Annotated in this window: 10 protein-coding genes; 7 read left to right on the top strand and 3 right to left on the bottom strand. The window is 64.4% G+C overall.

Annotation, left to right across the window (positions count from 1 at the left end; genetic code table 11):
* Positions 1 to 11: 11 nt before the first annotated feature.
* Positions 12 to 1,064 (bottom strand): heat-inducible transcriptional repressor HrcA, encoded by a 1,053-nt coding sequence (gene hrcA / locus D779_RS14955; RefSeq protein ID WP_043755557.1) that lies wholly within the window; start codon positions 1,062 to 1,064, stop codon positions 12 to 14.
* A gap of 299 nt (positions 1,065 to 1,363) precedes the next feature.
* On the opposite strand from hrcA, the gene D779_RS14950 reads away from it, so the two are divergent.
* The 4 genes from D779_RS14950 (at position 1,364) to D779_RS14935 (ending at position 5,885) form a co-directional block, all read left to right on the top strand.
* Entirely contained in the window at positions 1,364 to 2,263 is a 900-nt protein-coding gene (locus tag D779_RS14950; protein ID WP_043755555.1) for an NAD(+) kinase, read from the top strand.
* Positions 2,257 to 3,927, top strand: coding sequence for a DNA repair protein RecN (recN, locus tag D779_RS14945; RefSeq protein ID WP_043755554.1), 1,671 nt, complete (start codon positions 2,257 to 2,259; stop codon positions 3,925 to 3,927). Before D779_RS14950 ends, recN begins: the two co-directional genes overlap by 7 nt.
* 49 nt (positions 3,928 to 3,976) lie before the next feature.
* A complete protein-coding gene (locus D779_RS14940) occupies positions 3,977 to 5,197 on the top strand; it encodes an HD-GYP domain-containing protein (RefSeq protein WP_043755552.1) in 1,221 nt (406 codons plus the stop codon).
* Positions 5,198 to 5,522: 325 nt separating this feature from the next.
* Positions 5,523 to 5,885, top strand: coding sequence for an STAS domain-containing protein (locus tag D779_RS14935; protein WP_043755550.1), 363 nt, complete (start codon positions 5,523 to 5,525; stop codon positions 5,883 to 5,885).
* Positions 5,886 to 5,942: 57 nt separating this feature from the next.
* Here the strand turns inward: D779_RS14935 and leuA are convergent, their stop codons facing one another.
* Positions 5,943 to 7,610, bottom strand: coding sequence for a 2-isopropylmalate synthase (gene leuA, locus D779_RS14930; RefSeq protein WP_043755548.1), 1,668 nt, complete (start codon positions 7,608 to 7,610; stop codon positions 5,943 to 5,945).
* A gap of 329 nt (positions 7,611 to 7,939) precedes the next feature.
* Between leuA and D779_RS14925 the strand changes: the two genes are divergently transcribed.
* Both D779_RS14925 and D779_RS14920 read left to right on the top strand, forming a co-directional pair.
* Positions 7,940 to 8,404 carry an Lrp/AsnC family transcriptional regulator gene (locus tag D779_RS14925; RefSeq protein ID WP_043755547.1) on the top strand — a complete coding sequence of 155 codons (465 nt, stop codon included), beginning with the start codon at positions 7,940 to 7,942 and terminating at the stop codon, positions 8,402 to 8,404.
* A gap of 111 nt (positions 8,405 to 8,515) precedes the next feature.
* Positions 8,516 to 8,926 (top strand): hypothetical protein, encoded by a 411-nt coding sequence (locus D779_RS14920; protein ID WP_332307769.1) that lies wholly within the window; start codon positions 8,516 to 8,518, stop codon positions 8,924 to 8,926.
* 49 nt (positions 8,927 to 8,975) lie between these two features.
* On the opposite strand, the gene D779_RS14915 is transcribed toward D779_RS14920, so the two are convergent.
* Entirely contained in the window at positions 8,976 to 12,824 is a 3,849-nt protein-coding gene (locus D779_RS14915; protein WP_043755543.1) for a DUF3683 domain-containing protein, read from the bottom strand.
* Between the two features lie 213 nt (positions 12,825 to 13,037).
* Here D779_RS14915 and D779_RS14910 point away from each other — a divergent pair, with 213 nt between their 5' ends.
* Complete coding sequence (locus D779_RS14910) at positions 13,038 to 13,583, top strand: Uma2 family endonuclease (protein WP_232424205.1); 546 nt, start codon at positions 13,038 to 13,040, stop codon at positions 13,581 to 13,583.
* The last annotated feature ends 32 nt before the right edge of the window (positions 13,584 to 13,615 follow it).

Genomic DNA, 13,615 nt, shown 5'->3' with positions numbered 1-13,615 from the left:
TTTCCAGGCGATCATTGCCGCAACGCGGCGGACAGCAGCCGCGCCGTGACGTCGACGATCGGAATCACGCGCTGATAGTCCATGCGCGTCGGACCGATAACCCCAAGTACGCCGACCACCTTGCCCTCGACGCGATAATTGGTCGTCACCAGGCTGCAGTCGTCGAGCAGCCCGTATCCGGACTCTTCGCCGATGAAGATCTGCACGCCGTCGGCGGCGATGCAGCGATCCAGGATGTGCAGGATCTCGCGCTTCTTGTTGAAGGCGTCGAACAGCTGCTTGAGCCTGTCCATGTTCGCCAGCTCGCCGAACTCCATCAGATTGGTCTGTCCGGCGATGAAGCAGTCGTCGCGCGCCTCGGCGGACTCGACGACGCCTTGGGCAATCGCCAGTGCGCGCACCATCATCTGATCCATGTCGGCGTGCGTGTCCTTCATGTCGTCCAGCACGCGCTTGCGCACCGCGCTGAGGTCCTGACCGGTGAACATCTGGTTCAGGAAATTCGACGCCTGTTCCAGCTCCGACGCGGTGAAGCGCCGGTCCGTATTGACGATACGGTTGTGGACCTCGCCCTCGCTGGTCACCAGAATGGCCAGCACCCGGCTCTCGGACAGCGGCAACAGCTCGATCTGGCGGAAGACGTGACGCTCGTGCCGAGGCATCATGACCACGCCGGCCAGATGGGTGATGCCGGACAGGAGGTTCGAGGCGGTCTCGACCAGCGCCTTGGCATCCATATTGACGTCGAACCGGCCGCGCAGCGAGGCGATGTCGTCATCCGAGGGCGGGCGCACAGTGATCAGCGAATCGACGAACAGCCGGTAACCGGCGACCGTCGGTACGCGTCCGGCCGAGGTATGCGGCGACACCACCAGGCCCAGATCCTCGAGATCCGACATCACGTTGCGGATGGTCGCCGGACTCAGCTCGAGCCCTGTATCCTTGGCCAGGGTTCTGGAGCCGACCGGCTGCCCTTCCCGGATATAGCGCTCCACCAGCGCCTTGAGGAAGTGCAGTGCGCGATCGCTCACCTGTGAGTCGCCGTATCGCGTATCGTTAGCCAAGTCGTCGACACCAATGACCGTTGGATGGAGACCGTCGAACCCGCGAGGCGATGCTGGGATCCGATTTTTTTAGCACTCACCGAAGCAGAGTGCTAACACCGCAATTTAGGGATTCGTACCCAGGCTGTCAAGGCTCGGCCCGTCGCCACCGAGACGGATTCGGCCCCTAATCCGACATCGCGAGACCCCGGAGCCGATCCTCGCCCCGCCCCTGCGTCGGTATTGGCGCCGATGGGACCCCATGCTAACGTTTGAGCGTTCGCGCCGCCGGCCTCCCCACATTCACCATTCAGAGACCCATGCCGTTATTTCAGACCGTCGGCATCGTTGCCAAACAAGGAGACCCGGAGCGGGTACAGGGAACCCTGCGGCGTCTCATCATCCATCTGCACGCGCACGCGCTCGAGGTCCTGCTCGACGCCGAGAGCGCCCATCTGATCGGCGCCGCGATCGGCGCGCCCGTCGCGCTCGAGGAACTGGGAGCCCGCTGCGATCTCATTATCGTGGTCGGCGGCGACGGCACATTGCTGCACGCCGCGCGCAGCATGGCCGTCCCCGGCGTACCGCTCGTGGGCATCAACCTGGGCCGGCTCGGATTCCTGGTCGACGTCTCGCCGGAGGAGATCGAATCGACCATCGACCAGATCCTGAGCGGAGCTTTCGACGCCGAGGACCGCTCGATGCTCCAGGCCGCGGTACAGGCCGAGGGTTCCAGCGGGGAGCCCTACTCGGCCTTCAACGATGTCGCCATCCATAAATGGAATACGGCACGGATGATCGAGTTCGAGACCTATATCGACGGCCGCTTCGTCAACGCCCAGCGCTCGGACGGGCTCATCGTCGCCACCCCGACCGGCTCCACCGCCTACGCCCTCTCGGGTGGAGGACCGATCGTCGATCCGGCGCTGGACGCCATCCTGCTCGTGCCCATCTGTCCGCACGATCTGAGCAACCGGCCCCTGGTGGTCCCGGGCGACCGACGCATCGATGTCCGGGTGCGCGGGCATGACCATGGGCACGTTCAGGTCACCTGCGACGGACAGACGTACTGTCAGCTACCGCCCGAGGCGACCGTCCATATCGATCGCCACCCGGACCGGGTGCGCCTGTTGCACCCCAAGGGACACGACCATTACAAGATATTGCGCGCCAAGCTGCACTGGGGTGGGCACACCCAGAGGCGGGTGAATCCATGCTGAGCCATCTGCTGGTCCGGGACCTGGCCATCGTCAGCAGCCTGGAACTGGATTGGAACCTGGGAATGACGGCACTCACCGGCGAAACGGGTGCCGGCAAGTCCATCCTCATCGACGCCCTGGGCCTGGTTCTGGGCGAGAAGGCCGAGGCCGCACTCGTACGCGCCGGCGCCGAGCGCGCCGAGATTCTCGCCCAGTTCGATCTGACCCGATGCCCGGCGGCGGAGCGCTGGCTCGCCGATCAGGACCTGGACGACGAGGGGATCTGCATCCTGCGGCGCCTGATCCCCCGCGAGGGACGCTCGCGCGCCTATGTCAACGGACGCCCCGCGAGCGGGAGCCAGCTGCGCGAGCTCGGCGATCTGCTGGTGGACATTCACGGACAGCACGCCCACCAGTCGCTGCTGCGCCCGGCCGCCCAGCGCGACCTGCTCGATGCCTACGGCGGCCATACCGATCTAGCCCAGGCGGTGGCCTCGGCCTTCGCCGACTACCGGGATCTGGCGCAGCGCCATTCCGATCTGGAGAGCGCCAGCCGGGATCGGGCCTCGCGGATCGACCTGCTCCGATTCACCCTGGAGGAGCTCGAGCAGCTGGGCCTGGATGCCGATGAGATCGAGACGCTGGATCAGGAGCAGCGCCGGCTGGGCCACCTGGACCGTCTGCAGCAGACCGCTGGGCGCATCCTGCAACAGCTGTCCGAGTCGGAGCCCTCGCTGGAAGATCAGCTGAGATCGGCGACCGGCGAGATCGAGGAGCTCATCGACATCGATCCCGGCCTGGGTGAATGTCGCGATCTGCTCGAAACGGCGGCGATCCATGCCGGAGAGGCGGCCGCCGGGCTCCGACATTATCTCGACGGGCTGGAGCTCGACCCGGCGGAGCTGGAAAGGGTCACGGACCGACTGGCCCTGATCCACGATCTGGCGCGCAAATACCGGGTGCTTCCGGCCGAGCTGCCCGAGTATCTGAATCAGCGCCGTACCGAGCTTGAGGAGCTGGAGACGGCCGAGGTCCATCTCGACACCTTGCGTACGGCCCGGGACCAGGCCTGGGAGCGCTATCTCGACCAAGGTCGCCTGCTCGGCGCGGCCCGCGCCGAGAGCGGATCGCGACTTGGCGAGACCGTCACGGCATCCATGCAGCAGCTCGGCATGAAGGGCGGACTGTTCGAGGTGCGCACCGAACCGCTCGCGGCCGAGCGTGCCGGCAGCGGAGGGCTGGAACGGATCGCCTTCATGGTCAGCGCCAACCCCGGCCAGCCCCTGCAGCCGCTGGCCAAGGTCGCCTCGGGCGGCGAACTCTCGCGCATCAGTCTCGCGATCCAGGTGGCGACCGCCAGCTGCGGGACCGTCCCCACCCTGGTGTTCGACGAGGTCGACGTGGGCATCGGAGGCGGAATCGCCGAGATCGTCGGGCGCCTGCTGCGGCATCTCGGCGAATCGCGACAGGTGCTGTGCGTCACCCATCTGCCGCAGGTGGCCGCCCAGGCACACCGGCAATGCCGGGTGCGCAAGGAGACCCTCGACGGCCAGACCCATACCCGGATCGAGCCGCTGGACGAGGAAGCCAGGGTCGACGAGATAGCCCGCATGCTGGGAGGGACCGAAATCACCGCGAAGACGCGCGATCATGCCAGCGAAATGCTGAGCTGGAGGGCGACTTGACGACACAGGTCTCCGCATACGCACCGATCGAGCCACAGGATCCGCCCACATGATCAAGAAGATAGCCGTGGAGCAGCTGCAGTTGGGCATGTACGTCCATGACCTCAACTGCGGATGGCTGGATCACGGCTTCATCCGCAACCGCTTTTCGCTCAAAAGCGAGGGCACCCTCGAGCGGATTCGCCAACTGGGTATCCGCGAGCTCTATATCGACACCGAATTCGGTCTCGACGTCGAAGAGGCGCTCACGGAGACCGAGGTCACGGAGGCGCTGGAGGAGGATCTGGCGGAGGTCGCCCAGGACGGCGGCGCGGAAGAGCGCGAGATCCCGCTCGGCGTCGAGCGCACCCAGGCGAAGCGGATCCATGGCGAGGCCGCCCATATCGTCGCCGGGCTCATGAACGAGGCGAAGCTCGGCAAGCTGCTGGATCTGGAACAGGCCAGGGCCACGGTGGGCGAGATGACCGCCTCCATCCACCGCAACCAGGACGCCATGCTCGCGCTCAGCCGCATCCGCCGGGTCGGGCGCTACCATTACGAGCACTCGGTGAACCTCGCTATCCTCATGATCTGCCTCGCCCGCTCGCTCGGGCTGGAGCGGCAGGTCGTCGAGGAGGTCGGTCTAGGCGGGCTTCTGCACGATATCGGCAAGGTGATGATTCCCGCCCGTATCCTCAACAAGCCCGGACGCCTCACCGACCAGGAATTCACCCTGATGCGCAGTCATGTCGACCAAGGCCGCCGCATCCTGTCCCGAATCGAGGGGATCTCACCCATCGCGATGGCGATCACGGCCGAGCATCACGAACGCATCGACGGCAGCGGCTACCCCGAGCGCAAGCCTGGCGCCAGCATCTCCCGATTCGGCAAAATGGCCGCGATCGTCGACGTCTACGACGCCATGTCCGCCGAGCGCGTCTATCACAAGGGCGTCGAGCCGCATCAGGCGCTGCGCAAGCTGCTCGAGTGGCGCCACCATCTGGATCCGGAACTCGTCCAGCAGTTCATCCGCTGCGTCGGCATCTATCCGATCGGCACCCTGGTACGCCTGCGCAGCGGTCGGCTCGGGGTCGTGATCGAATCCGGACGCGAGGACCTGTTCAAGCCCGTGATCCGAGTCGTGATGGATGCCAACCGCCGTCAATTCCTCTCCGTCAGCGATCTCGATCTGTCACGGCTCAGCAACGCCTCCGAGGAGCGGATCCTCGGAGCCGAGCTTCCCAAGACCTGGGGCATCGACCCGCAGGAGTTGCTGATGCTGCCATCTTGATGTCCAATAGGAGCAGACTTGCATCGACAGTTCGAATACGAAACGACCTGCATTCCCATTGACAAGGACACTCATTGAGTAATTGCACGGATTATCGATAAAGTGTATTCCCTTGTATAATATGGGCTTGAGATACCTAACCCTCCGATCTAGCCGAGACGCAGATCACAAAAACACAAAAAGGTCTGGGCAAATATAGATCAATAGGGCCATAATGAGCGCACAGCCGGTTTCCGGAATGTGTCAGCGGTCCAGCATTATGGGACCGGTTTCGTCGTGACAGCCGAAGATGTCGGCTTGCGGCGCACCACAGGAGGATGGGTCCATGCCGTTAATTTCCTCGTTCATACCCAGCGAAGACAGATTGGATCTGTCGTTCCATGGCGATCTCGACCTGACGATCTCTGAAGACGTCTGTCAGCTTTCCGCCGCCATCCCTGCCAACCTGCGTACCTGTATCCTGGATCTCACCCGTCTCGATCGGGTCTTCGATTCCGGCATCGCCCTGCTGTGGATGCTGAACGAGCGACTGCAGCATATGGGGGCGACCGTCGTCGTTCTGAGCGATCACCCGGATATCCTGAGCCGGGTTCCCCATGTGCTCAGCAATGCCCTCAGCGTAGTCCCCAAGGACTCGCCATCGCAACTGGTGAGCTGCAACGACGACCAGGAACTGATGTCGGCCTAGTTGCAGGCCCCCTGCGGCGGATGCCACAGGGGGCCATTCCTCACAAGCTCGTCCTTATCAGGCAGCCTCCATCCATTCAGCCTGGTGTCGATTGACCGCCGCCAGGACCGCCCGCAGAGAGGCGGCGACCGTATCCCGATCGATGGCCGCGCCGGCCACTCGGATCCCATCCAGATCCACCTGGGCATAGGCCGCGGCCTCGGCATCCGTGCCGGCACCCATCGCGTGCTCCTGGTAGTCGACGACCTTCAGCGAACAGCCCGACCAGCGGCTCCAGGCATCCACATAGGCCGCGATCGCCCCCTGCCCTTCGCCATGCAGGATCCGCTCTCCCGCGGGCGAACCGATTCGGACCTCGATCCGGTCGTGCCCGTTGCGGTCCAGACGATATCCCAGCAAACGGTAAGGGGCACGATCCGTCATGAACTGACGCCGGAACAGGGCGACAATCTCGGCCGAGTCCAGCTCGCCGCCGCGCGCCTCCGTCTCTTTTTGGACCAGTCTGGCCATTTCGACCTGCATCCAGCGCGGCAGCACCAGACCATGATCCCGCTCCAGCACGAAGGCCACACCACCCTTGCCAGACTGGCTGTTGACCCGGATCACGGCCTCGTAGCTGCGGCCGATGTCGTGCGGATCGATCGGCAGATAGGCCACGTCCCAGGGTTCCTCACGCTCCTGACGCGCCAGGCATTTGCGGATCGCGTCCTGGTGGCTGCCCGAGAAGGCGGTGTAGACCAGTTCCCCGACCCAGGGATGGCGCGGATGCACGGGCAGTCGGGTGCACTCGGTGCAGATCCGCACGATCTCGTCCGGATCGCTCAGATCCAGCCGCGGATCCACCCCCTGGCTGTAGAGATTCATGGCCATGGTCACCAGATCGGTATTGCCCGTGCGTTCGCCGTTGCCGAGCAGCGTGCCCTCGACCCGATCGGCGCCCGCCAGCAGGGCCATCTCGGCCGCGGCAACCGCGCCGCCACGGTCGTTGTGGGTATGGACAGAGAGGACGACCGCCTCGCGCCGGCCGATGCGGGTGGCGAAATATTCCACCTGATCGGCGAAGACGTTCGGGCTCGCCACCTCCACCGTCGCCGGCAGATTGATGATGCAGGGTCGCTCGGGCGTCGGTTCCCAGACGTCCATCACCGCTTCGCAGACCTCGACGGCATAGTCCAGCTCCGTCGCCGTGAAGCTCTCCGGCGAATACTGGAAGATCCAGTGCGTCTCCGGATGGCGGCGCGATTCCGCCAGCACCCACTCGGCTCCCTGGCGCGCGATTGCCTTGATGCCATCCCGGTCCAGTCCGAACACCCGTTCGCGCTGCACCGGCGAGGTCGAGTTGTAGACATGGACGATCGCCCGCGACACGCCCTGCAAGGACTCGAAGGTCTTGCGGATCAGATCCTCGCGCGCCTGCACCAGGACCTGGATGGTCACGTCATCGGGAATCTGGCGCTCCTCGATCAGCCAGCGCACGAAATCGAAGTCCGGCTGACTCGCGGCCGGGAAGCCGACCTCGATCTCCTTGAATCCCATTCCCACCAGGAGACTCCAGAGACGGCGCTTCTGCGTCACGCCCATGGGCTCCATCAGCGCCTGATTGCCGTCGCGAAGGTCGACACTGACCCAAATCGGTGCATTTTGGACGGTTCTATTCGGCCATTGGCGGCTGGGCATGTCCACCACCGGGCCAGGGCGGTATCTGCGGTGGTCGAAGGTGCTCATGGGGGTTCTCCCTGATCATCGGCTGTAGGTGCGTAAGACTCATTTCGGCCTCTCCCGGGTAGGGCTCGGGCCGCTCCGATCCGGGTTGGGATGCGGAGCCTCGTCGGCCTGCGCCTTGTGAACGCCTGGCCTGCGGTGCCGACCGGTAAGTCGACGGTTGAAAGAATACGCGAAGCCGAACGGCAGATGATTGCTAATATGGTTCCATAAACCATATTTTGCGCAATGATCTGCCAATTATTTTCCAAAGCGCACAACCCGGCATCGGAAATCCTTCGGGATTGGCTGCGAACCGGGATTCAGCGTCATCAGAGAGGAGCCCGAAGGGGATGAAACTGGACCGCTACGATCGGCGTATCCTGGAGGAACTGCAGCGGGATGGACGCATCAGCAATCAGGAACTGGCCGAGCGGATCGGTCTCTCGCCCTCGCCCTGTCTGCGCCGCGTCAGGGCACTGGAGGAGTCGGGAATCATTCTCGGCTATCGGGCCTGGCTTGACGCCCAGCGGATCGGACTCAATCTCATGGTCATCATCAGCATCTCGATGGACAAGCACACACCCGAGCGCTTCGAGCGCTTCGAGGCGGTCGTGGGCGAGATGCCGGAGGTTTTGGAATGTCTGCTCATCACGGGACGTGACGCGGATTACCAACTCAAGGTCGTCGTCGAGGACATGGACGCCTATCAAGCACTTTTATTGAACAAGATCACACGCATCGAAGGTGTTTCGGGGGTACATTCCAGCTTCGTCCTGAGAAGGGTATTGGAAAGGACGCATCTGCCGATAACCTGATCAAGACGGATCGCCGATCGGGCGATCGCAATGAGGCGAATTTGGCGCAGATCATGCATCTGATTTCATCGAGACACCCAGCAGCCGATCTCCGAGCTAAGGAGCGATGTCATGTACAACCGAAGAGACATGTACAACGAGCAACTTCAAACCGTTCCGGTCAGCCAGGACTCGCCGCGCGACCGAGAACGCGCACGCAGAATGCGGGGCGTTCTGACCCAGATGTCGTTGCGCGACGAGAACCGCCTCTACGCCAAGACGCGTGGCATCAGTCAGAACAATCGCGCGTCCGGCTTCCGTCCCGGCTATCTCAACAGCAAGACGGGAGAACATGTCCTGTCGCGTTTCAGTGATGGCACGCCCGCCCCGGTCCATGTCCTCGACGGACTGCCGCAGTCTTGGATCGGAACCCGGGACTCGGATGGTCGCGTCGTCGCCGCCTGTGCCGAGATCGTCTCCGGCTTCGTTCGCGACGGCGCATTCTTCACCCGGGAAGAAGCGATCAGGGCGTCCGCCCACTAGGAGGCTGTCGGACTTGTAGGTCCATCAGGAACCGAAGTCGGACAGGCTCCTAGAGCAGCACCCGTTCGATGCCCCTCGCCGCCACATCGTCGAGGAAGCGCTGACGCCAGCCCTCACCGAGCATGCGGTTGGCCAACTCGACCACGATGTAGTCGGTCTCCAGCCCCGTATCGTCCCGATACTTGCTCAATCCCTGCTGACAGGCCGGACAGGCGGTCAGGAGCTTGACTTCGCCGGCCATCGCCCGATCCTGCCCCGTGAGGGCACGGATCCCCTTCGTCAGCTCCTCCTGCTTGCGGAAGCGGACCTGGTTGGCGATGTCCGGCCGCGAGGCGCCCAGCGTCCCCGCCTCGCCGCAGCAGCGATCGGACAATGCGACCGGCTGACCGATGAGACTGGTCGCCACCTTGGTCGGCGCATAGGTCTTCATCGGGGTATGACAGGGATCATGGTAGAGATACTGGACGCCTGACACGCCGCCGAGCGCGACGCCCTTCTCCATCAGCCACTCGTGGATATCGAGCAGCCGGCAGCCGGGGAAGATGCGCTCGAACTCGTACTTGAGCAGCTGATCCATGCAGGTGCCGCAGGAGACCAGGACGGTGCGGATGTCCAGATAGTTGAGCGTATTGGCGACACGGTGGAAGAGCACCCGGTTCTCCATGGTGATCCGGCGTCCCTGCGCCTCCATCCCGGCCGCGGTTTGCGGATAGCCGCAGCAAAGGTAGCCGGGCGGCAGGACCGTCTGCGCCCCCTGATTCCAGAGCATGGCGAGCGTCGCCAGCCCGATGTCGGAATAAAGCCGCTCCGAACCGCACCCGGGGAAATAGAAGACCGCCTCGCCCTCCTCGGCATGATGGGGATCGCCCAGGATGGCGACCTGGGTCTTGTCCTCCAGATCCAGGATCTGGCGGAAGGTCTTGCGCGGCAGATCCACCCGGACCGGACGGCTGACCATCTCCAGCGCCAGCTTGGTCGCCGGCGGCCGCCCGGTGCTGCTACCCGGCCGCTGGGTGCGCTTGGTCAGACGCAGCTGCTTGGCCCCGCGATAGGCCAGATCGAGCGCCGAGAAGCCCCATTCGGCGAGCCCCTTGCGCATCCAGCGTACCGCGCGGGGATCCGTGACGTTGAGGAACTGCATCGCCGCCCAGGCCCCCGGACTGAAGCGCTTCTGTCCGCGGTCGACCAGGATGCGTCTCAGCCGCGTGGTCACCTCGCCGAAATCGATGTCGACCGGACATGGGGCCAGACACTTGTGACAGATGGTGCAATGGTCGGCGACGTCGTTCATGGCCGCGACGTGCTTGAGCGACAGACCGCGCCGGGTCTGCTCCTCGTAGAGGAAGGCCTCGACGATGAGCCCGGTGCCCAGGATCTTGTTGCGCGGCGAATAGAGCAGATTGGCGCGCGGAACATGGGTCATGCACTTGGGCTTGCACTTGCCGCAGCGCAGACAGTGCTTGACGTCGTCGTTGAGGGCGCCGAGCTCGGTCTCCTCAAGGATGATGGCCTCCTGCTCGACCAGACGCAGCGAGGGCGTATAGGCCCCGTCGAGCCCCGACCCCGGCATCAGCTTGCCGCGGTTGAAGATCGCCTCGGGATCGACCTTCTCCTTGTAGGCGACGAAGGCGTCGAGCTTCTCGCGCTCCAGGTACTGGAACTTGGTGATCCCGATCCCGTGCTCGCCCGAGATGACGCCGCCGAGCCCGGTCGCCAGCTCCATGATGCGGGCGACGACCCGGTCGGCCTCGTGCAGCATGGCATAGTCGGACGAGTGGACCGGGATGTTGGTGTGGACGTTGCCGTCACCCGCATGCATGTGCAGCGCGACGAAGAGACGCGAATCCTTGACCCGCTTGTGGATCTTGCGCAGATGCTCGCGCACCCGGGTGAATTCCTGGCCCAGGAAGATCTCGTCGAGCCGGTCGGCGACCTCCTCCTTGAGCGCCTGACGCAGGTCGCGGCGCAGCATCATGGAGGCCAGGGTGTCGCCCTCGCGGATCAGAGCCTTCTCGGCGTCCTCGAGCAGATCCAGGTTCTCGGCGGCGGGTCGGTCGAGACGATCCAGGATCGACTGCCATCTGGTGCGTACACGGCCGATGGAGTCGCGGGCCGCATCGCGCTTGGCCTGGAGGATGGCAAGCCCTTCCTCCGTGTCCTCGTACTCGCCCGCGAGCCGCGCCTCCGGCATGTCCGAGGCGAGATACTCGAGCACCGCCGCCATGATGGCGTCCTTGTTGCGGATCGAGAGCTCGATGTTGATGCGCTCGATACCGCGGCTGTAGTCGGACAGCCGGTCGAGCGGGATGACCACGTCCTCGTTGATCTTGAAGGCGTTGGTATGGCGCGAGATGGCCGCGGTGCGCGCCCGGTCGAGCCAGAAGCGCTTGCGCGCCTCCGGGCTCACGGCGATGAAGCCCTCGCCCTCGCGCCCCTGGGCCAGCCGCACCACCTGCTCGGCGACCTCGACCAGAGCGGTCTCGTCGTCGCTGACCAGGTCGGCGACCAGGACCATCTTGGGCAGTTCCTGCCGCGCGGCCTTGGTGGAATAGTCCACGGCGCGCACATAGCGCTCGTCCAGATGCTCCAGACCGGCCATCTTCACGGCGGGCCGGGACTCGATGTAATCCTTGATCTCGACGATGGCCGGCACCGCCAGGTCCAGATCGGTCCCGAAGAACTCGAGACAGACCGTGCGCACATGATCCGGCATGCGGTGCAGCACGAAGCGCGCCGAGGTGATGATGCCGTCGCAGCCCTCCTTCTGGACGCCCGGCAGACCCGAGAGGAACTTGTCGGTCACGTCCTTGCCGAGCCCGACCTTGCGGAAGGACTGGCCGGGCATCTCCAGGATCTCGGGCTCCCCGCGCGGGGTCTTGCCGTCCGGCGCATAGCGCGAGACGCGGAAGCGCACCCGTTCCTGGTCGTGGATCTTGCCCAGGTTGTGATCGAGCCGCTCGACCTCCAGCCAGTCCGCGTCCGGCGTCACCATGCGCCAGGAGGCCAGGTTGTCGAGCGCCGTGCCCCAGAGCACCGCCTTCTTGCCGCCGGCGTTCATGGCGATGTTGCCGCCGATGCAGGAGGCGTCCTGCGAGGTCGGATCCACGGCGAAGGCCAGCCCGTTGGCATCGGCCAGATCCGAGACGCGCCGGGTGACCACGCCGGCTCCGCAGCGTGCCGTCGGCACCGGACCCTCGACCCCGGGCAGCGACACCCGCTCGACCCCCGAGAGCGATTCGAGCTTCTCGGTGTTGACGACCGCCGTCATGGGATTGAGCGGAACCGCCGAGCCCGTATAGCCGGTGCCGCCGCCGCGCGGAATGAGGGTCAACCCACAGTCGATGCAGGCGCGCACGATGGGCGCGACCTCCTCCTCGGTATCGGGGGAGATGACGACGAAAGGCAGCTCCACACGCCAGTCGGTGGCATCGGTCGCGTGCGAGACCCGCGCCAGACCGCCGAAGTCCAGATTGTCCGAGCGGGTGATGCCGGCGAGCGCCTTGCGCAGACGCTCGCGCTGGGTGCGCTCGGTCTCGAACCAGTCGCCGAAACGCTGCACGGAGGCACGCGCCGCCGCCAGCAGCTCGGCCGCGCGCCGGTTGTCGTTCAGCCGCTGCTCGAACCTGTCGAGCCGATGCTGGAGCGCCTGCAGCAGCAGGCGGCGCCGATCCAGATTATCGAGCAGGTCGTCCTGCAGATAAGGGTTGCGGGTGACCACCCACATGTCGCCCAGCACCTCGAACAGCATCCGCGCCGACCGTCCGGTGCGGCGACTGCCGCGCAGCTCCTCGATCAGATTCCACATGGACTCGCCGAGGAACCGGATCACGATCTCGCGATCGGAGAAGGACGTGTAGTTGTAGGGAATTTCGCGGATACGGGGTTGGATGTCTGACATAAGGCGTCGTCTGCTCGAGGGTGTTTTTCTTGCGCTGCACAAAATGGTACTGCAAAGTCGGCCCCGACGTTTCCCCGTCTTGCGAGCGGGCATCGTCTTGCGAGTCGGCGGCTTTGCTTCTATGTTGGCCTCGACGCATCCGGATCCACGGCATTCGGATCCACAGAGCGCGCCAAGTACATTCGGGAGCGAGCATCCATGGGCCTACCTCAGATGGATTTACCGATCTCGGCAGAGGACTATCTCGCCTGGGAGCAGGAGCAACCCACCAAATCGGAATACTTCCGCGGCGAGATCTTCGCCATGGTCGGGGCGTCTCGAAAACATGTCACGATCACCATGAATCTGGTGGCAGATCTCATGTCGGCGCTCGAGGGATCGCCCTGCCGTGTCTATGCGGCCGACATGAAGCTCCGTCTACTGGAGGACGATGCCTATTTCTACCCGGATATCCTGGTCACCTGCGATGCGTCCGATCATCGCGCCGAGCAGTTCATGTCGACCCCGACGGTGGTGATCGAGGTGCTCTCGCCCTCGACCGCCTCCTTCGACCGTGGCGACAAATTCGCCGCCTATCGCCGGATTCCCTCGCTGCGGGAGTTCGTGCTCGTCGACCCGGAGGCGCGCAGTGTCGAGCGCTATACCCGAATCGACAATGACATCTGGCAGTTACGGGATATCGCGCCCGAGACGCCGCTGACGCTGGACAGCCTCGATGTCGCGATCCCCTGGGACCGTCTCTTTCAAAACCTGGATTGAGTTATAATTGATTCAGATCAAACGTTTCATCG

Source organism: Imhoffiella purpurea (assembly GCF_000585215.1).
GTDB classification, from domain to species: Bacteria; Pseudomonadota; Gammaproteobacteria; order Chromatiales; family Chromatiaceae; genus Imhoffiella; species Imhoffiella purpurea.
Note: the sequence above shows the minus strand (reverse complement) of the source record. Positions and strands in the feature narration are given on the sequence as shown.